This is a genomic window from Rhodanobacter geophilus, from assembly GCF_040812275.1.
Taxonomy (GTDB): domain Bacteria; phylum Pseudomonadota; class Gammaproteobacteria; order Xanthomonadales; family Rhodanobacteraceae; genus Rhodanobacter_A; species Rhodanobacter_A geophilus.
Genome location: NZ_JBFOHL010000012.1, coordinates 78,552 through 95,516 on the forward strand (window position 1 = coordinate 78,552; position 16,965 = coordinate 95,516).

The following is a 16,965-nucleotide window of genomic DNA, read 5'->3' on the forward strand; positions in this document are numbered from 1 at the left end:
TTACAGCGCCTCGGACGCGAAATCCGCCAGCCGGGAGCGCTCGCCGCGCCGCAGGGTGACGTGCGCCGAATGCTCCCACTGCTTGAAACGATCCACCGCGTAGGTGAGGCCGGAGGTGGTTTCGGTGAGGTAGGGCGTGTCGATCTGCTCCACGTTGCCCAGGCAGACGATCTTGGTGCCGGGGCCGGCGCGGGTGATCAGGGTCTTCATCTGCTTGGGCGTGAGGTTCTGCGCCTCGTCGATGATCAGGTAGCGCGACAGGAAGGTGCGCCCGCGCATGAAGTTCAGCGAGCGGATCTTGATGCGCGAGGCGAGCAGGTCGTTGGTGGCCTGGCGGCCCCAGCTGCCGCCTTCCTCGGGGTTGGCCAGCACTTCGAGGTTGTCGGTGAGCGCGCCCATCCACGGCGTCATCTTCTCTTCCTCGGTGCCGGGCAGGAAGCCGATGTCCTCGCCCACGCTCACCGTGGCGCGGGTCATGATGATCTCGCGGTAGCGCTGCTGGTCCATCACCTGGGCCAGGCCGGCGGCCAGCGCCAGCAGGGTCTTGCCGGTGCCGGCGGTACCGAGCAGGGTGACGAAGTCGATGTCCGGATCCATCAGTGCATTCAGCGCGAAGTTCTGCTCGCGGTTGCGCGCGGCGATGCCCCAGACGTGGTGGTTGGCGTGGCTGTGGTCGTCCATCAGCGCAAGGGTGGCCTTGCCTTCGTCCAGACGCAGCACGCGCAGCTCGACGCCGCCCTCGCCGGGCAGGTACAGGCACTCGTTGGGATACCAGTCCTCGTCCTCGTGGTGGTCGAGCTTGTAGTAGGTGCGGCCGCGCTCGTTCCACGACTCGACTTCGGGATGCTTGTCCCAGAAGTCCTCGGGCAGCGCGGCCGAGCCGGTGTAGAGCAGGGCGAAGTCGTCCAACGCGCGGTCGTTCTCGTAGTCCTCCGCGTCGATGCCGTAGATCTTGGCCTTGATGCGCAGGTTGATGTCCTTGGTGACCAGGATCACCGCGCGGTCGGGGTTCTGGTCGCGCAGCTCGATCACCGCGGCGAGGATCAGGTTGTCCGCCTTGCCGTGGTTGGCGGTGGTGCGCTGCTGGAAATACAGCCGGCCCACCGCGGCGCCGCGCTTGAGGCTCACGCCCTGCGGGTTGGCCAGCTCCAGGCCGTTGCTGATGCCGTGGCCGTTGCCGCGCACGATCAGCTCGTTGAGGAAGCGGCTGACCTGGCGGCCGTTGCGCGAGACTTCCGAGCCGCCCTTCTTCTTCTCGTCCAGTTCCTCCAGCACCGTCATCGGGACGAATACGTCGTGTTCCTCGAAGCGGAACAGCGAGGTGGGGTCGTGCAGCAGCACGTTGGTGTCGAGGGCGTAGATGCGCTTGCTTGCGGTCATGCGGCGGGAACCTCGCGAAGGGCAATACGAAGGGATCGCGGCATGGCGGATGCCGCGGGTACGACGCAGGAAAAGGCGGTGGTCACTTGCCGGTGGGGATCGCGTCGAGCACGGCCTGGGCGTGGCCCGGCACCTTCACGCCGCGCCACTCGGCGGCGAGCCTGCCGTCCGGGTCTATCAGGAAGGTGCTGCGCACCACGCCCATGTGGCGCTTGCCATAGAGCACCTTCTCGTGGATCACGTCGAAGGCCTTGCACCAGGTTTCGTCCGCGTCGGACAGCAGCGGGAACGGCAGCTCCTGCCTGGCGGCGAAGTTGGCGTGGGATTTCGCCGAGTCGCGCGAGACGCCGACGATTTCGGCGTGGCGTTTCCTGAACTTCGGGTAGAGGTCGCGGAAGTCCTTCGCCTCGGTGGTGCAGCCGGGGGTGGCGTCCTTGGGGTAGAAATACAGCACTACCCATTGGCCCTTGAGGTCGGCGAGCTTCAGCGTGCTGCCGTCGCCGGTGCTGCCGCTGAGGGCCGGGGCCTTCTTTCCGATGTCTGGCATGGTCTCTCCGGAAACCCGACGGGGTTTCGCCTGTACGCGGAGCAGAGACTAGCGCGATGAATGTTACGGATGACAGCCTTGTCAGGCGTCTTCCGGCGGAGCAAGCTAGAACTTCACCGGATCCATGATCGCATCCAGGTTCATGCCGTCGCACAGTTCCAGGAAATCGTCGCGCAAGGCGGCGATGTGCACGTCCGCCGGGATGCCGATCGTGAACTGCGCCTGGAACATCTCCGCCCCGGTCTGCATCGCCAGGTAGCGGGTGGAATGCAACTGCTCCACGCTGATGCCCTGCTGGCTGAAGAATTCCACGATGCGCGCCACGATGCCGGGGCGGTCGGCGGAAATGATCTCGACCATGTAGGGCAGCAGGTGCGAGTTCGGCTCGCGCGGCGCCGTGCGGTAGTGGCTCAGCCGCAGGTTCTCGTCGCGCGCCAGCTTGTTCAGTGCCGTCTCCAGCTTGGCCAATGCATCCCAGGCACCGTTCGCCAGCAGCATGATCGACACCTCGTTGCCGATCGTGGCCACGCGCGACTCGGCCAGGCTGCAGCCGGCGTCGGCGATGCGGCGGGTCAGCGCGGTAAGCGGCGAATGGGTGGCGGAGGTCAGTGCGTGGATCAGCAACTGATTGTCGCTGCCCGAACGAGCGGAGGCGGGGGGCGTCGGTTTCAATGGGATGGCCTGTGCCGGATCCCGCGCGGCGCGGGAATCGCGCCGGCCAGCTTACTTGCCGCTCCGGCAAGGCCGCAAGTAACATGGTCCGTCTGAATCTGCAGCGGAACCGGGCCTTGGATATTCGTGGAAGCATCTGCGCGCTGGCGACGCCGTTCGTGCCCGATGGCGCGCTCGACCTGCCAGCGTTCGCGCGCCTGCTCGACCACCAGCTCGCCGGCGGCACGCAGGCGCTGGTGGTGGCCGGCTCCACCGGCGAGGCGCACATGCTCGAACACGACGAGTTCGACCGCCTGCTCGTGTTCGCGGTGGAGCACGTCGCCGGCCGCGTGCCGGTGATCGCCGGCACGGGCGAGGCGGGCACCGCGAAAACCGTGGCGGCGACGCGCCGCGCCAAGGCGCTGGGTGCCGATGCCGCGCTGGTGGTGACGCCGTACTACGTGCGCCCCACCCAGGAAGGCATGCGCCGGCACTTCCTCGAAGTGGCCGAGCACGGCGGCCTGCCGGTGGTGCTGTACAACGTGCCCAGCCGCACCGCCTGCGACCTGCTGCCGGAGACGGTGGCGCAGCTCGCCGGGCATCCGGCCATCGTCGGCATCAAGGAGGCGCGCGCCGACGCCGAACGCATTGCCGCCCTGGCGGAACTTGCGTGCCCGGATTTCGTCTATCTCTCCGGCGACGATGGCACGGCCGGGCAGGCGATGCTGGCCGGTGCGGCCGGTACCGTGTCGGTGGTGGCGAACCTGGTGCCGAAGGCGTTCCGTGCGCTGTGCGACGCGGCCACCGGCGGCGACCATGCCGCCACCGCACGTTGCGAGGATGCACTGGCGCCGCTGCTGCAAGCGTTGAACTGCGCACCGAACCCGATCGCGGTGAAGGCCGGCTTGCCGGAACTGGGATTGGGTTCGGCGCTGCCGCGGCTGCCGCTGGTGGAGCTTGCCGAGGGGCCCGATCGCGCCCGTTTGCGCGAAGCGCTGTCCAGTCTGGCATCCTTGGCGCACGCTGCCTGATCGAAAGCCACGTTTGCGGCCGTACCCGACCTTTTCACGGAATCCCTTGCATGAAGAAATCCTCGCTCCTCGTGACCCTGCCGGCGCTGGCCTTTGCGGGTCTGCTGCTTTCCGGCTGCGGCATGTTCCGATCCACGAAGGCGTGGGAGACGGCCAAGCAGGAATCGCCGCTGGAAATCCCGCCGGGCCTGGACACGCCGGCGGCGAATGCCGCACTGGTGATCCCGCCACCGGGCTCGAACCAGCCGCAGGCCGCACCCGTGCCCGGCGCGATCTCCGACGCCTTCGTGGTGTCCGGTGATGTCGATGGCACCTACCAGAAGGTGGGCCAGGTGCTGGCTGCCGGCGGCGCCGGCCAGGTGACCGCCCATGACGACAGCGCGCACAGCTATGCGGTGAATGTGGTGGGCGGCGTGGCGCCGGCGAAGAAGCGGGGCTTCTTCGGCCGCATGTTCCACCACGACAAGAGCAGGGCCACCTCCGACACCGCCACGCATGCGGTGCAGGTCACGGTGAACCCCAGCGGCAGCAGCGCCAGCGAAGTGCGCGTGCAGGGTGACGAGGGCGCGGTCGCCAAGTTGATCGATGCGCTGAAGAAGGGCATGGGCGGCTGATCCCGCCACCGTTTCCGCCCATGAAAAATGCCGCCCGATGGGCGGCATTTTCCGTTGCGGCGCGCTGAATGGGCGGTCTGCGGCGTTCCGCCGTTCCCGAATCCCGCCTTTCAGCGCTCCAGCAGCTTGAGCTTGCCGGGCTTGCCTTCCCAGTCCTTCGCATCGGCGAGCCCGTCCTTGCGCTCGGTGATCACCGGCCACGCCTTCGCGAGTTCGGCGTTCAGCGCCACGTAGCCCTCCTGGCCGGCCGGCACGTCGTCTTCCGGGTAGATCGCGTTGATCGGGCACTCCGGCTCGCACAGCGTGCAGTCGATGCACTCGTCCGGATCGATCACCAGGAAGTTCGGGCCTTCATGGAAGGCGTCGACCGGGCAGACTTCCACGCAATCGGTGTACTTGCACTTGATGCAGTTGTCGGTGACGACAAAGGTCATGGGGCGGGGCTCTTGCGTTGTGGCGTTGGCAAGTATGACTGCAACGAGCGCCGAGTGAGAAGTCGCTGGCGGCTGCTTGCGAGTCACCCCCTCGCCCGTTTGCGGGGGAGGGGGCGGGGAGGGGAGAGAGGACTTCTGTCCTCGCGCGACGTGGCCACGCCAGGCGTATCCCGGCACTGAGGTCGACAGCGGTTGGCGTGGCTGTTGCTCCAGAAACAAACGGCACGACTGCATGATCGTGCCGGCTGTTCCTTGAAGAGCGCGGCCATGGATGGCCGCGGTTGGCGCTTGGGCAGGGCGGGCACTTTGAAGCGTGCCGTACTGCCGCGCCGGGCGGCGATTCCGGACGAATCGCACAAACGATGGCGCTCCCAACGAGGTTCGAACTCGTGTTCCCGCCTTGAGAGGGCGGTGTCCTGGGCCACTAGACGATGGGAGCGGAATGACGCGGAGCGCGCTAGTATAGCTGAAATGTTTCGCCCGGCAATGCCCCGGCGACGGCAGGTAAGATGTGCGGCTGCAGGCCGCCGCGCCGCCGCCCTGGCAGCGCGCCGGACACGATAGCCGCAAGGACTCCACACGCTTGAATCCCGAAGCCAGGAACGACGCCAGGCCCGCGCTGCGCATCATCCCGCGCGAGCAGCACACGATTTCCCGCAAGAACATCAGCAAGGCCGCGCTGCGCGTGTTGTACCGCCTCAACGAGGCCGGCTACGACGCGTTCCTGGTCGGCGGTGCGGTGCGCGACCTGCTGCTGGGTGGCCGACCCAAGGATTTCGACGTGGCCACCAGCGCCACGCCGGACGAGGTGAAGAAGCTGTTCCGCAACTGCCGGTTGATCGGCCGCCGCTTCCGGCTGGCCCACGTGGTGTTCGGGCCGGAGATCATCGAGGTGGCCACCTTCCGCGGTACCGGCGAGGAAGAGGGCGCGGAGGGTGAGCGCCACATCGTCGATGGCCGCATCGTGCGCGACAACGTGTGGGGCACGATCGAGGAGGACGCGCTGCGCCGCGACTTCCGCGTCAACGCGATGTACTACGACATCAGCGATTTTTCGGTGCGCGACTACGTGGGCGGCATGCAGGACCTGCAGGACCGCGTGCTGCGCCTGATCGGTGATCCGGACACCCGCTACCGCGAGGATCCGGTGCGCATGCTGCGCGCGGCGCGGCTGGCCGCCAAGCTCGGTTTCAGCATCGACGCGCACGCCGCCGCGCCGTTCGAGGAGCTGGGGCCGCTGCTGGCCGAGGCGGCGCCGGCGCGGCTGTTCGACGAGTCGCTGAAGATGTTCCTCGCCGGGCACGGGCTGAAGAGCTTCCGCATGCTCGAACAGTGCGGCCTGCTGAAGTTCCTGTTCCCGGCCACCGCGCGCGCGCTGAAGCGCGGCGACGAGGCGCTGCGCGCACTGGTCGAACAGGGCCTGGCGAACACCGACGCGCGGGTGGTCGAGGGCAAGTCGGTGACCCCGGCGTTCCTGTTCGCGGTGTTGCTGTGGGGCGAGGTGCGTGACCTGGCGCAGCAGCAGATCGCCCGCGGCAAGGACGCCACCGAAGCCTGGGCGCGCGCCGCGCTGCAGGTGGTGGGCGAGCAGTGCCAGCGCGTGGCGATCCCGCGCCGCTTCACCTTCACCATGGAAGAGATCTGGTCGCTGCAGCCGCGCTTCGAGCAGGTGCAGCGCAAGAAGGTGCTGCGCCTGCTGGCGCATCCGCGCTTCCGTGCCGCATTCGATTTCCTGCTGCTGCGCGCGCACGAGTCACCGGCGATCCGCGAGCTGGGCCTGTGGTGGGAGCATGCGCAGCAGTTGCCGCACGAGACGCTGGCCGCGGCGCTGCCGGCACACGGCGGCAACGAGCCCGAGGCGGCCGCGCCGGCCGGTCCGACGCGCAAGCGGCGCCGGCGCAAGCCCGCGGCGAAGTCGAAACCGGCGTGACCGCGGCCTACATCGCGCTGGGCGGCAACCTGGGCGATCCGCGACGGCAGCTGCTGGAGGCCATGGACGCGCTGGGGCGGCTGCCTGCCACGCGGTTGCTGCGCCGCTCGCGCCTGTACCGCACGCCACCCTGGGGCGTGCTGGAGCAGCCGCCGTTCCTCAATGCCGCGGCGTTGCTGGACACCGGCCTCGCGCCGCACGAGTTGCTGGATGCGCTGCTGGCGATCGAGCAGCGCGCCGGCCGCGTGCGCGCCGAGCGCAACGGCCCGCGCACGCTGGATCTCGACCTGCTGCACATGGACGGCGTGCAGCTCGACGACGAGCACCTGACCCTGCCGCATCCGCGCATCGCCGAACGCGCCTTCGTGCTGCTGCCGCTGGCCGACCTGGCACCGGACCTGCAACTGCCGGGGCAGGGCCGCGTGGCGGACCTGCTCGCCGTGGCCGATACGCAGGGCTGCGAGTGCCTGGTCGAGGACCGGCTGGCCGAATGATGCGGTGCAGCGGATAATCGGCTGCTCCCTAGCCTTGCGAGACGACATCGTGTACGTGGATCCCGCCAACCTGCCCGCCCGCAAGCCGGTCACCGTGCCCGGCCTGCACGCGATGAAGGCCGAAGGCCGCCGCATCGCGATGCTCACCGCCTACGACTACAGCCTTGCCGCGCAACTGGAACTGGCCGGCATCGACGTGGCCCTGGTCGGCGACTCGCTGGGCATGGTGGTGCAGGGGCACAAGAGCACCCTGCCGGTGACGCTTGACCACATGGTCTACCACACGCAGGCGGTGGCGCGCGGCTTGTCGGCCACGCTGCTGATTGCCGACCTGCCGTTCATGGCCGATCGCGACGTGTCGCACACGCTGGAAGCCGGTGCGCGGCTGGTGGGCGAGGCGGGCGCCGCGATGGTGAAGATCGAGGGCGCCGCGCCGCACATCCTCGAGGCGACTGCCGCACTGGTGGCGCGCGCGATTCCGGTCTGCGCGCACCTGGGCCTCACCCCGCAGTCGGTGCACAAGTTCGGCGGCTTCCGCATCCAGGGCCGCGAGCGGGAGACCGCCGACCGCATCCTCGCCGAGGCACTGGCCGTGCAGGCCGCGGGTGCGGACCTGCTGGTGCTGGAGGGCGTGCCCAGCGCGCTGGGCGGGCGGGTGACGCATGCGCTGAAGATCCCGGTGGTCGGCATCGGCGCCGGCCCGCACTGCGACGGCCAGGTGCTGGTGATCCACGACATGCTGGGCATCACGCCCGGCAAGCGACCCAAGTTCAGCAAGGATTTCCTTGCCGGCCGCGATGCTGTGGCGGCGGCGATCGCGGCCTACGCGGCGGACGTGCGCAGCGGGACGTTCCCCGGCCCCGAGCACTGCTTCAACTGACCGACGGCGGTTTACGTATGCAAACTGTGCAAGACCTTCCGGCCCTGCGCGCCGCGATCCGCGGCTGGCGGGCCCAGGGCCAGACCGTGGGGCTGGTGCCCACCATGGGCAACCTGCACGCGGGGCACTACGCGCTGCTGAAGCTGGCGCGCGCGCGCGCCGACCGCGTGGTGGCCAGCGTGTTCGTCAACCCCACCCAGTTCGGCCCGAACGAGGATTTCGAGCGCTACCCGCGCACGCTGGCGCAGGACCAGGCCGGCCTGGCCGAGCACGATTGCGACCTGGTGTTTGCGCCCGAGGTGGCGACGATGTATCCGTTCGGCGCCGAACACAGTGTCAGCATCCACGTGCCGCAGCTCACCGACACGCTGGAAGGCGCGCACCGCCCTGGCCATTTCGACGGCGTGGCCACCGTGGTGTGCAAGCTGTTCAACCTGGTGCAGCCGGATCTCGCGGTATTCGGCCAGAAGGATTTCCAGCAGCTCAAGGTGATCGAGCGCATGGTGCGCGACCTGGCGTTGCCGCTGAAAGTCGTGGGCGCGCCCACCCAGCGCGCCGACGACGGGCTGGCGCTGAGTTCGCGCAACCAGTACCTGTCGGCGGAGGAGCGCGCAGTCGCGCCGCAGATCCACGCCACGCTGGTGCAGATGCGCGAGCTGGTCGTCGACAAGGGCCACGCGTGGCGCATCGTCGAGGAAGCCGCGCAGTCGAAGCTGGAGCGTGCGGGCTTCGTCCCCGACTACGTGGCGATCCGCCGCGCCGAGGATCTGGCCGAGCCCGAGGCCGGCGAACGCACGGGACTGGTGGCGCTGGTCGCCGCGCGGCTGGGCACGACGCGGCTGATCGACAACTTGCAGTTCGACTGAGCTGCCCACATTTTCAAGCTGAATGGCCGATGTTGCGGTGCAATGTCGGCGGTTCGATAATGCGCAGCCACGCGGGCCGTTCCCGCAGGAAACCGAAGTCATGCACCTGAACATGTTCAAGGCGAAGATCCATCGCGCCACCGTCAGCCACGCCGAGCTGCATTACGAGGGCTCGATCGCGATCGACGGCAACCTGCTCGACGCCGCGGGCATCCGCGAGTACGAGCAGATCCATGCCTGGGACATCGACAACGGCCAGCGCTTCGTCACCTACGCGCTGCGTGCCGAGGAAGGCTCGGGCATCATCTCGGTGAACGGCAGCGCCGCGCGCAGCGTGCAGGTGGGCGACCTCATCATCATCGCCGCGTTCGCCCAGCTCGACGAGAAGGAGCTGGAGCAGTTCCAGCCCACCTGCGTCTACGTGGACGCGAACAACCGCATCACCCACACCAACCGCTCTATCCCGAAGCAGATGGCGGCGGCCTGAGCGGCCCGCCATGAGCCCCGCAGGAGCGGCTTCAGCCGCGACGGGTGATCGCCCGCCGCACGCGAATCGCGGCTGAAGCCGCTCCTGCGGGCGATCCACAGGCGGGTGCTCAGAACGCCGGCAGCACCGCGCCCTTGTATTTCGTCTCGATGAACGCCTTGATCGCCGGGCTGGTCAGCGCCTGCGCCAGTTTCTGCACGCGCGGGTCGTGCGCGTTGTCGGCGCGGCCCACCAGGTAGTTCACGTAGGGCGAATCCTTGCTCTCGATCAGCAGCGCGTCCCTGGTGGGGTTGAGTCCGGCCGCCAGCGCGTAGTTGGTGTTGATCAGCGCCAGGTCCACCTCGTCCAGCGTGCGCGGCAGCATCGCCGCCTCCAGCTCCTTGAACTGCAGGTGCTTCGGGTTCGCCGTGATGTCCTTCGGCGTGGCCAGCACGTTGGCGGGGTCTTTCAGCGTGATCAGCTGACTCTTCGCCAGCAGCAGCAGGGCGCGGCCTTCGTTGCTGGGGTCGTTGGGCAGCGTCACGGTGGCGCCGTCCGGCAGCTGGTCGATGCTCTTGAGCTTGCGCGAGTAGGCGCCGAATGGCTCGATGTGCACGCCCACGATGGGCAGCAGGCGGGTGCCGTGCTCGCGATTGAACGCCTCCAGATAAGGGCCGGTCTGGAAGTAGTTCAGGTCGATGTTCTTCTCGACCACCTGGGTGTTCGGCTGCACGTAGTCGGCGAACACCTTGATCTCCAGCTTCACGCCTTCCTTCGCCAGGATGGGCTGCACCTGCTTGAGGATCTCCGCATGCGGCACCGCGGTGGCGGCCACCGTCAGCGTGTTCGCGTCCTCCTTCGGTGCGGAGCAGGCCGCGAGCAGCAGGGCGAACGCCGCGCAGCCGGCGGTGCGCAGCATCCGCTTCACGGCGGCTTGCGGGCGCAGCCGGCGAGCAGCAGCAGGGCAAGGATGGCGGAGATCGCGGGGAGCAGCAGCATCGGTCATGACGGTTTCCAGGGGGAGTTCCAGACTAGACGCCCAAATGACTGGGGTGAAATAACCGGATCAGTGGCGCTTATAACGCGCCACGATGCGGTCGCCGAGCATCTGCAGCAGCTGCACCAGCACCACCAGCAACGCCACGGTCACGACCATGTAGTCGGACTTGTAGCTGAGGTAGCCGTAGCGGTAGGCGAGGTCGCCCAGGCCGCCCGAGCCGATCGCGCCGCCCATCGCGGTGTAGCCCACCAGCGCGATCGCGGTGACCGTGATGCCGGCGGCGATGCCGGCGCGCGCCTCGGGCAGCAGCACGTGGCGCACGATCTGCCAGGTGCCGGCGCCCATCGCCTGCGCCGCCTCGATCACGCCCTGCTGCACCTCGCGCAGCGCCGTTTCCACCAGCCGCGCGAAGAACGGCGCGGCGCCGATCACCAGCGGCGGGATCGCGCCGCGCACGCCCAGCTTGGTGCCCACCAGCGCGTAGGTCACCGGCATCAGCACGATCATCAGGATGATGAAGGGTACCGAGCGCAGCACGTTCACCACCAGCGAGGTGGCGCCATACAGCTTCGGCATCGCGCGCAGCTGGCCGCGGCCGGTGAGGTAGAGCAGCACGCCCAGCGGCAGGCCGATCAGCACGGTGAGCGCCAGCGCGCCGCCCAGCATCAGCAGGGTGTCGACGCAGGCGCGGCCCAGCTCGCCCCAGTCGTCGATGTTGGGGAACAGCGTCTGCAGCAGCGGCGCGGTACTCATGGCAGTTCCTCGATCTCGATGCCGGCCTCGCGCAGCGCGGCCAGCGCGGCGTCGGTGTGCGCGCCTTGCAGCGCCAGCGTGAGCTGGCCGTAGGGCAGCTCCTTGATGCGGTCGATGCGGCCGGCCAGCAGGTTGAAGTCCATGCCGTGCTCGCGCATCACGCGGCTCAGCACGGGCTGCAGCGTGGCGTCGCCGCGGAAGGTGAGGCGCAGCACGCGGCCGGCGACTCCCGGTGCCTGCGCGGTGGCGGCTTCCTCCGGCAGCGCCTCTTCGACGAAGCGTTTCGTGGTGGCATGCCGCGGGTGCAGGAACACGTCGGCCACCGTGCCGCTTTCCACGATGCGACCGGCATCGAGCACCGCCACGCGGTCGCAGATGCGGCGCACCACGTCCATCTCGTGGGTGATCAGCACGATGGTGAGCTTCAGCTCGCGGTTGATCGACGCCAGCAGGTCGAGCACCGAGGCCGTGGTCTGCGGATCGAGCGCGCTGGTGGCCTCGTCGCAGAGCAGGATCTCGGGCCGGTTCGCCAGCGCACGGGCGATGCCCACGCGCTGTTTCTGGCCGCCGGAGAGTTGCGACGGGTACTTGCTTGCATGTTCGCCGAGGCCTACGCGCGCGAGCAATTCGTCCACGCGCCGACGGATCTTCGCCGCGTCGCGCTCGCCGGCGAGGCGCAGCGGGAACGCCACGTTGTCCGCCACCGTCTGCGAGGCGAGCAGGTTGAAGTGCTGGAAGATCATGCCGATGCGCCGGCGTTGCGCACGCAGCGCGGCCTCGTCCAGCGCGGTCATCTCGGTGTCGCCGATCAGGATACGGCCGCCGCTGGGGCGTTCCAGCAGGTTGACCAGCCGGATCAGGGTGGACTTGCCCGCGCCGGAGTGGCCGATGATGCCGAATACCTCGCCATCCGGGATGTCGAGGTTGAACGGCTGCAGCGCGGGAACCTCCCGGCCGTCCACGCGGTAGGACTTGTGTACGTCGAGGAAACGGATCACGGCGATTCGGGCGGCGGAGTGGGCGGACATTCTAGCGTCTGGCGTAGACTTCCATACGTCCATCCACGGGAACCCCGGCCATGAGCAGCGTCCACGACTTCAGCGCACGCGACATCGACGGCAACGAACGCTCGCTGGCCGAGTGGCGGGGCAAGACCCTGCTGATCGTCAACGTGGCCTCGAAATGCGGTTTCACCCCGCAGTACGCCGGCCTGGAAAAGCTGTGGCGGGACGACCGCGACCGCGGCCTGGTGGTGCTGGGCTTTCCCTGCGACCAGTTCGGCCATCAGGAGCCGGGCGACGAGGCGGCGATCCGCGAGTTCTGCGACGCGAACTACGGCGTGACCTTCCCGCTGTTCGCCAAGATCGCGGTGAACGGCGAGCACGCGCATCCGCTCTACCAGTGGCTGAAGCGCGAGGGCAAGGGCATCCTGGGCAGTGAGGCGATCAAGTGGAACTTCACCAAGTTCCTCGTCGACGGCCACGGCCAGGTGCTGAAGCGTTACGCGCCCGCCGACACGCCGGAGAAGATCGGCAGGGAGCTGGATCACCTGCTGGCGAATTGATCGGCGTCAGTCGGTACCGCGCCAGCCGGCCAGCAACTGCACGATGGCGTCGATGTCGCCGCTGGCGGGCGGCTCCACGGCGCCGCGCTCGTCGTTGTTGAGCAGGATCGCGAAGGCCAGCTGCTGGCCGTTCGCCGTGGTGACGTAGCCGGCGAGGCTGTGCACGTGGGCCATGCTGCCGGTCTTGGCCTGCACCCTGTCGGTGGCGGGGCCGTCGCGCATGCGCCGCTCCAGCGTGCCGTCGACGCCGGCCACCGGCAGCATGCCGCGCAGCGTGGCCGCCCAGGGTTGCGCGGCGAGGTATTGCAGCAGCCGCACCATCGCCTCGGGCGTCGCCAGGTCGCCGCGCGACAGCCCGGTGCCTTCCTCCAGCAGCACCGACGATGGCGCGATGCCGATGCGTCCGAGCAGGTCGTGCAGGGCATGCAAGCCCCAGGCTTCGCTGCTGAGGAAACCGGTGGGCGCGTCGGGCTGGCCCGCGGCCGCGGCCTGCGCGCTGATGCCGTCGATCTGCAGCAGGTTCTGCAGGTACAGGTTCTGCGAGCGCTTGAGCCCCTGGGCGAGGATCGCGGCGACCGGCGGCGAGAGCACTTCGGCCAGTGTCTGCGCGTCGGCACGCAGCGCGTCGTCGCGTTCCGGCCAGTGCAGCACGCGCAGCTGGCCTCGCAGCCGCATGCCGTGGCGTGCCAGCGCCGCACGCAGTTCCTCGCCCGCCTGGCGCGCCGGTGAGGGTATCGCCAGCCGATAGGTGTGCGGCGGCGTGCCGGCGGCGATGCTGCCGAAGGCGTGCAGCAGCGGGTCGCCGGGTGCGCGATAGAGGTTGATGTCGTCGGGGGCGTGCGCCGGCGCCGTGGTCAGCGTGTCCGCCAGTGGTGGCGTCGCCACGGCGGGCGCGAAGCTCAGCCGTGCCGGCTGGCCGGCGTTGGCGGCGGGCGTCACCGTCAGCGCCACGATGTTCTCGTGCACGCTGAGTGCGGAGGCGGGGGCCGCGAACCAGCCCAGCAGGTCGCTCGCTTCCCAGCCGCTGCCGAGCTGTGGGCCGGCGAAGTAGCTGTCGTCGGCGACCAGGTCGCCGCGGACCTCGCGGATGCCGCGCGCGGCCAGCTGTCCGGCCAGGTCATCGGCCCATGCGGGATTCGCGCCCGGCGTGCCCAGGGTGGGATCGCCCATGCCGTACAGCAGCAGTGGACCGTCCAGCCGGCCGTGCCGGACTGGCGCAGCCGAGAGCAGGCGCGTGGGGATGCGGTAGTCCGCAGCCAGCGTGGACAGGGTCAGCGCCGCGGTGAACAGCTTGGCGGTGGAGGCGGGCTGGAACAGCTTGCCGGACTGGTGCGAGTACAGCATGCGGCCGCTGTCCAGCGACACCACGGCGATGCCCCAGTCGGCGGCGGCATAGCGTGGCTGGCGGATGATCGCGTCGATCTGCGTGGTCAGCGAGCGCTGGCTTTGCGCCGTGGCGGACGCGACCGGGAATGCTGTTGCCGGCAGTCCGGCGCACAGCAAAATCAGCAGGCACGGCAGCGAGGTGATCCACGGGGCGGGTCTCATGCGCGGAGTATCGCAAAGTCGCCATCTGCTAGGCTTATCCGCTCATGCCGGCGCAAAACCGGCTCTTTCATCGATACGGAACGCTCTACCATGCAGATCGCCAAGAACTCCGCCGTCACCTTCCACTACACGCTTACCGACGACGACGGCCAGGTCGTCGACAGCTCCGCCAACCGCGAACCGCTGGGCTACCTGCACGGCCAGGGCCAGATCGTGCCGGGCCTGGAGAAGCAGATGGAAGGCCGCCAGGTCGGCGACAGGTTCGATGCCCACGTGGCGCCGGAAGAAGGCTACGGCGTGCGCCACGAGGAACTGGTGCAGGAAGTGCCGCGCGAGGCCTTCCAGGGCGTGGCCGACATCCAGCCCGGCATGCAGTTCCAGGGCCACGGCCCGCAGGGCGTCATCAACGTCACCGTGACCAGGGTCGAGGACGACAAGGTGCACATCGACGGCAACCATCCGCTGGCCGGCAAGGCCCTGCATTTCGCGATCGAAGTGACCGGTGTGCGTGAAGCCAGCGAGGAAGAGTTGTCGCACGGCCATGTGCACGGCGAGGGTGGCCACCACCACTGATCGCTTTGCATCGCCCGTAGGCAGTGCCCGACACCCAAAGGCCCGGCATGAACTGCCGGGCCTTTGACGTCAGGGCAACTTGCGATAGACGACGAAGCCCGACTTCTCGGCGACTTGGTCGTAGAGCCGCATCGCGGTGGTGTTGGTTTCGTGGGTCTGCCAGTACACGCGCGGCGCGCGGGCTGCCCTGGCGTGTTCACAGACCCGCTCGATCAGCGTGCGGCCCACGCCCCGGCCGCGCGCGGCTTCGACGGTGAACAGATCCTGCAGGTAGCAGCTCTGCCCGATCTGGATGGTGCTGCGGTGGAACAGATAGTGCGCGAGGCCCAGCAGCTCGCCGTCGCACTCGGCAACCAGCGCGTGCACCGGCTCGGCCGGGTCATGGAACCGCGCCCAGGTCGTGCGGGTGATTTCCTCCGGCAGGGCCGTGGGTCCGCTGCGGCCGTAGAACGCGTTGTAGCCGTCCCACAACGGTTTCCACGCGGCATGGTCGGCGGGGGTGACGGGGCGGATCGATATCGTGCCGCTCATGGGCTGCTCGTGGTTGCGTGTGGGGGGAGGATGCAGCGGATGCCTCGGCGGCGGACTCAGTACCAATCGAGCAGCGACACGCCCACCCCGAAATACGTGGCGTTGTGGTTGTAGTCGATCAGGCTTTCGCCGTAGCCCTTGAACAGCTCCATGTAGCCGCGCAGGTTGCCGGCGACGGGGAAGCTCCAGGTGAAGCGCGCGGCGCCGCGGCTCTGGCTGCCGCCGCGCAGCGAATGGCGCAGCATCATGCCGAATTCCTGGCCGTGCCATTCGTGGATGATCTGCACGTCGGCGCGGCCCATGTAGTTGCTGATGTCGGGATTGTCGTCGTCGCTGCGCGCCTCGGGAATGCGCCACCACGGGCGGATCATGACGGTCCAGCCGGGACGCTGGAAGCCGAAGTCGGCGATCACCCGGTTCCAGCTGCGCGACAGCGGATTGCCCCGGCCGTTGGACTGGTGGTCGACGCCGATGCCGAACAGGCGGCCCTCCCAGCCCAGCACCTGGTAGTGCGTATCGAACACCAGCAGCGCCTCGGGCTCGTAGTCGGTCTCGCGGAACGGCCGCGAGGCTTGCGCGTTGTAGACCTGCCAGCGCGAGCTTTGCGTATAGCCCAGCCACAGGTCGCCGGCATCGCCGAACACGCCCTGCCACAGCTTGGTTTTCAGGCTGAGCTGGAACTTGCCCTCGACGTTCTGCAACTGCTGCGGCGTCTGCACGGTGTTGTCGGGGTTCGGGCTGTACGGCTCCCTGTTCTGGTTGTTGGTGGCGAACAGCGGCATCGCGTACACCGGCTTGTAGCCGCGCAGGTTGAAGGTGCCGAGCTTGCTTTCCGGCGACAGCTCCCAGCGGCTGTCCAGCAGCGACAGCGGCGGCGATACCCGGGACGCCGGCTCGGCCGCGGCGACGACGGCGGCCTGCCGGTCGTGCGCGAACATGCGCTCGTTCGCGGCGGCGGCCTGCTGCCCGTTGCGCTTCTGCGCGGCCGGTAACTGGTCGCGTCCGGTGGCGCGGTCGTAGCAGGCCAGCCGTTGCGCGTCGCTCTCGATCGCGGTGCAGGCGCGGATGTCCATCGGGTCGGGATTCTGCGCATGGCAGATGCCGGCGGCGAGGCAGCCGGCCAGCAGCAGGATGCGGCGGTGTTTCATGGGGACTCCGGCGGGGCGGCCAGCAAGCATGGTCGGAGTCTAGGGCAATGAAAAACCGGCCACATCGCGATGTGGCCGGTTCCGTGCGCAGGGCCTCACTGGACCTGCTTGATCCAGGCTTCGTACTGCGCCTTGCTGACACGCGTGCCGTGGTGGCTGGCGTTGAGGAAGTCGTTCGCCAGTGGCGGATAGGCGGCCGCCTGTTCCTCGGTGATCCACTTGCTGCCACCGGAGAGCTGGCTGAACGGCGGCGGCGGCGCGACCTGCGGCGCGGCAGGCGGCACGCTGCGCACGGTCACGTCGGGCGGCGGCGTTTGCGCGGGAGCGGATGTCTGCGCCGGGGCAGGCGCCTGCTGCATGGTGTCCTGCGACGGCGGCGGCGTCTGGCCGGTGTTGTCCTGCGCGAGGGAGGCGCCAGCGAAGATCAGGGCGCCGGCGGCGAGTACGGGCAACAACGCGTTGCGTGCTTTCATGATCGTTACTCCATGCCAGAATGTCCGAGGGAGTGCAGGCCTTGCGGGCAACGGCGAGAGGAAATCCGTTGCTCGGCGAGGC

Annotated in this window: 20 protein-coding genes and 1 tRNA gene; 9 read left to right on the forward strand and 12 right to left on the reverse strand. The window is 68.7% G+C overall.

From position 1 onward, the window contains the following. The 3 genes from ABQJ56_RS13680 to ABQJ56_RS13690 form a co-directional block, all read right to left on the reverse strand. Window positions 1–1,380, reverse strand: a complete 1,380-nt coding sequence (locus ABQJ56_RS13680) for a PhoH family protein (RefSeq protein WP_367845566.1) — start codon at window positions 1,378–1,380, stop codon at window positions 1–3. 82 nt (window positions 1,381–1,462) lie between these two features. Further along, window positions 1,463–1,927 carry a peroxiredoxin gene (locus ABQJ56_RS13685; protein WP_367845567.1) on the reverse strand — a complete coding sequence of 155 codons (465 nt, stop codon included), beginning with the start codon at window positions 1,925–1,927 and terminating at the stop codon, window positions 1,463–1,465. Window positions 1,928–2,032: 105 nt separating this feature from the next. After that, the gene (locus ABQJ56_RS13690) at window positions 2,033–2,605 is read right to left on the reverse strand and encodes a glycine cleavage system transcriptional repressor (RefSeq protein ID WP_437343432.1); all 573 of its coding nucleotides are present in this window, start codon (window positions 2,603–2,605) and stop codon (window positions 2,033–2,035) included. 110 nt (window positions 2,606–2,715) lie between these two features. On the opposite strand from ABQJ56_RS13690, the gene dapA reads away from it, so the two are divergent. Both dapA and ABQJ56_RS13700 read left to right on the forward strand, forming a co-directional pair. Next, complete coding sequence (gene dapA, locus ABQJ56_RS13695) at window positions 2,716–3,609, forward strand: 4-hydroxy-tetrahydrodipicolinate synthase (RefSeq protein ID WP_367845569.1); 894 nt, start codon at window positions 2,716–2,718, stop codon at window positions 3,607–3,609. A 50-nt stretch (window positions 3,610–3,659) separates the two neighbouring features. Continuing rightward, on the forward strand, window positions 3,660–4,223 hold the full coding sequence (locus ABQJ56_RS13700; RefSeq protein ID WP_367845570.1) for a hypothetical protein: 564 nt from the start codon (window positions 3,660–3,662) through the stop codon (window positions 4,221–4,223). A 110-nt stretch (window positions 4,224–4,333) separates the two neighbouring features. On the opposite strand, the gene fdxA is transcribed toward ABQJ56_RS13700, so the two are convergent. Both fdxA and ABQJ56_RS13710 read right to left on the reverse strand, forming a co-directional pair. Next, window positions 4,334–4,657, reverse strand: coding sequence for a ferredoxin FdxA (gene fdxA / locus ABQJ56_RS13705; RefSeq protein ID WP_367845571.1), 324 nt, complete (start codon window positions 4,655–4,657; stop codon window positions 4,334–4,336). Between the two features lie 363 nt (window positions 4,658–5,020). After that, a tRNA-Glu gene (locus ABQJ56_RS13710) sits at window positions 5,021–5,096 on the reverse strand. Window positions 5,097–5,240: 144 nt separating this feature from the next. Here ABQJ56_RS13710 and pcnB point away from each other — a divergent pair. From pcnB to panD, 5 genes are all read left to right on the forward strand, one after another. Then, entirely contained in the window at window positions 5,241–6,587 is a 1,347-nt protein-coding gene (gene pcnB / locus ABQJ56_RS13715; protein WP_367845572.1) for a polynucleotide adenylyltransferase PcnB, read from the forward strand. Further along, window positions 6,584–7,081 (forward strand): 2-amino-4-hydroxy-6-hydroxymethyldihydropteridine diphosphokinase, encoded by a 498-nt coding sequence (folK, locus tag ABQJ56_RS13720; RefSeq protein ID WP_367845573.1) that lies wholly within the window; start codon window positions 6,584–6,586, stop codon window positions 7,079–7,081. The genes pcnB and folK overlap by 4 nt, the downstream gene beginning before the upstream one ends. Before the next feature lie 49 nt (window positions 7,082–7,130). Continuing rightward, window positions 7,131–7,961, forward strand: a complete 831-nt coding sequence (gene panB, locus ABQJ56_RS13725; RefSeq protein ID WP_367845621.1) for a 3-methyl-2-oxobutanoate hydroxymethyltransferase — start codon at window positions 7,131–7,133, stop codon at window positions 7,959–7,961. 17 nt (window positions 7,962–7,978) lie between these two features. Beyond that, entirely contained in the window at window positions 7,979–8,827 is an 849-nt protein-coding gene (panC, locus tag ABQJ56_RS13730; RefSeq protein ID WP_367845574.1) for a pantoate--beta-alanine ligase, read from the forward strand. A 100-nt stretch (window positions 8,828–8,927) separates the two neighbouring features. Then, complete coding sequence (panD, locus tag ABQJ56_RS13735) at window positions 8,928–9,314, forward strand: aspartate 1-decarboxylase (protein ID WP_367845575.1); 387 nt, start codon at window positions 8,928–8,930, stop codon at window positions 9,312–9,314. Window positions 9,315–9,423: 109 nt separating this feature from the next. On the opposite strand, the gene ABQJ56_RS13740 is transcribed toward panD, so the two are convergent. The 3 genes from ABQJ56_RS13740 to ABQJ56_RS13750 form a co-directional block, all read right to left on the reverse strand. Next, window positions 9,424–10,212: a MetQ/NlpA family ABC transporter substrate-binding protein gene (locus tag ABQJ56_RS13740; protein WP_367845622.1), complete on the reverse strand. Its 789-nt coding sequence runs from the start codon at window positions 10,210–10,212 to the stop codon at window positions 9,424–9,426. A 147-nt stretch (window positions 10,213–10,359) separates the two neighbouring features. Then, on the reverse strand, window positions 10,360–11,046 hold the full coding sequence (locus ABQJ56_RS13745) for a methionine ABC transporter permease (protein WP_367845576.1): 687 nt from the start codon (window positions 11,044–11,046) through the stop codon (window positions 10,360–10,362). Beyond that, window positions 11,043–12,044: a methionine ABC transporter ATP-binding protein gene (locus ABQJ56_RS13750; RefSeq protein ID WP_367845623.1), complete on the reverse strand. Its 1,002-nt coding sequence runs from the start codon at window positions 12,042–12,044 to the stop codon at window positions 11,043–11,045. The genes ABQJ56_RS13745 and ABQJ56_RS13750 overlap by 4 nt, the downstream gene beginning before the upstream one ends. A gap of 80 nt (window positions 12,045–12,124) precedes the next feature. Between ABQJ56_RS13750 and ABQJ56_RS13755 the strand changes: the two genes are divergently transcribed. Beyond that, complete coding sequence (locus ABQJ56_RS13755) at window positions 12,125–12,610, forward strand: glutathione peroxidase (RefSeq protein ID WP_367845577.1); 486 nt, start codon at window positions 12,125–12,127, stop codon at window positions 12,608–12,610. A 6-nt stretch (window positions 12,611–12,616) separates the two neighbouring features. Here the strand turns inward: ABQJ56_RS13755 and dacB are convergent, their stop codons facing one another. Further along, the gene (gene dacB, locus ABQJ56_RS13760) at window positions 12,617–14,158 is read right to left on the reverse strand and encodes a D-alanyl-D-alanine carboxypeptidase/D-alanyl-D-alanine endopeptidase (RefSeq protein ID WP_367845578.1); all 1,542 of its coding nucleotides are present in this window, start codon (window positions 14,156–14,158) and stop codon (window positions 12,617–12,619) included. A gap of 90 nt (window positions 14,159–14,248) precedes the next feature. On the opposite strand from dacB, the gene ABQJ56_RS13765 reads away from it, so the two are divergent. Next, on the forward strand, window positions 14,249–14,731 hold the full coding sequence (locus tag ABQJ56_RS13765; RefSeq protein WP_367845579.1) for an FKBP-type peptidyl-prolyl cis-trans isomerase: 483 nt from the start codon (window positions 14,249–14,251) through the stop codon (window positions 14,729–14,731). A gap of 69 nt (window positions 14,732–14,800) precedes the next feature. Here the strand turns inward: ABQJ56_RS13765 and ABQJ56_RS13770 are convergent, their stop codons facing one another. The 3 genes from ABQJ56_RS13770 to ABQJ56_RS13780 form a co-directional block, all read right to left on the reverse strand. Then, window positions 14,801–15,262 carry a GNAT family N-acetyltransferase gene (locus tag ABQJ56_RS13770; protein WP_367845580.1) on the reverse strand — a complete coding sequence of 154 codons (462 nt, stop codon included), beginning with the start codon at window positions 15,260–15,262 and terminating at the stop codon, window positions 14,801–14,803. A 56-nt stretch (window positions 15,263–15,318) separates the two neighbouring features. Then, window positions 15,319–16,410: a phospholipase A gene (locus ABQJ56_RS13775; RefSeq protein WP_367845581.1), complete on the reverse strand. Its 1,092-nt coding sequence runs from the start codon at window positions 16,408–16,410 to the stop codon at window positions 15,319–15,321. Window positions 16,411–16,505: 95 nt separating this feature from the next. Next, window positions 16,506–16,883, reverse strand: coding sequence for a hypothetical protein (locus ABQJ56_RS13780; RefSeq protein ID WP_367845582.1), 378 nt, complete (start codon window positions 16,881–16,883; stop codon window positions 16,506–16,508). Window positions 16,884–16,965 lie beyond the last annotated feature (82 nt).

What these genes read in the sequence shown, in the direction of transcription:
- ABQJ56_RS13680 (WP_367845566.1), bottom strand. Translation starts at nt 1,380, where the DNA reads ATGACCGCAAGCAAGCGCATCTACGCCCTCGACACCAACGTGCTGCTG.
- ABQJ56_RS13685 (WP_367845567.1), bottom strand. Translation starts at nt 1,927, where the DNA reads ATGCCAGACATCGGAAAGAAGGCCCCGGCCCTCAGCGGCAGCACCGGC.
- ABQJ56_RS13700 (WP_367845570.1), top strand. Translation starts at nt 3,660, where the DNA reads ATGAAGAAATCCTCGCTCCTCGTGACCCTGCCGGCGCTGGCCTTTGCG.
- fdxA (WP_367845571.1), bottom strand. Translation starts at nt 4,657, where the DNA reads ATGACCTTTGTCGTCACCGACAACTGCATCAAGTGCAAGTACACCGAT.
- panC (WP_367845574.1), top strand. Translation starts at nt 7,979, where the DNA reads ATGCAAACTGTGCAAGACCTTCCGGCCCTGCGCGCCGCGATCCGCGGC.
- panD (WP_367845575.1), top strand. Translation starts at nt 8,928, where the DNA reads ATGCACCTGAACATGTTCAAGGCGAAGATCCATCGCGCCACCGTCAGC.
- ABQJ56_RS13740 (WP_367845622.1), bottom strand. Translation starts at nt 10,212, where the DNA reads ATGCTGCGCACCGCCGGCTGCGCGGCGTTCGCCCTGCTGCTCGCGGCC.
- ABQJ56_RS13745 (WP_367845576.1), bottom strand. Translation starts at nt 11,046, where the DNA reads ATGAGTACCGCGCCGCTGCTGCAGACGCTGTTCCCCAACATCGACGAC.
- ABQJ56_RS13755 (WP_367845577.1), top strand. Translation starts at nt 12,125, where the DNA reads ATGAGCAGCGTCCACGACTTCAGCGCACGCGACATCGACGGCAACGAA.
- dacB (WP_367845578.1), bottom strand. Translation starts at nt 14,158, where the DNA reads ATGAGACCCGCCCCGTGGATCACCTCGCTGCCGTGCCTGCTGATTTTG.
- ABQJ56_RS13765 (WP_367845579.1), top strand. Translation starts at nt 14,249, where the DNA reads ATGCAGATCGCCAAGAACTCCGCCGTCACCTTCCACTACACGCTTACC.
- ABQJ56_RS13770 (WP_367845580.1), bottom strand. Translation starts at nt 15,262, where the DNA reads ATGAGCGGCACGATATCGATCCGCCCCGTCACCCCCGCCGACCATGCC.
- ABQJ56_RS13775 (WP_367845581.1), bottom strand. Translation starts at nt 16,410, where the DNA reads ATGAAACACCGCCGCATCCTGCTGCTGGCCGGCTGCCTCGCCGCCGGC.
- ABQJ56_RS13780 (WP_367845582.1), bottom strand. Translation starts at nt 16,883, where the DNA reads ATGAAAGCACGCAACGCGTTGTTGCCCGTACTCGCCGCCGGCGCCCTG.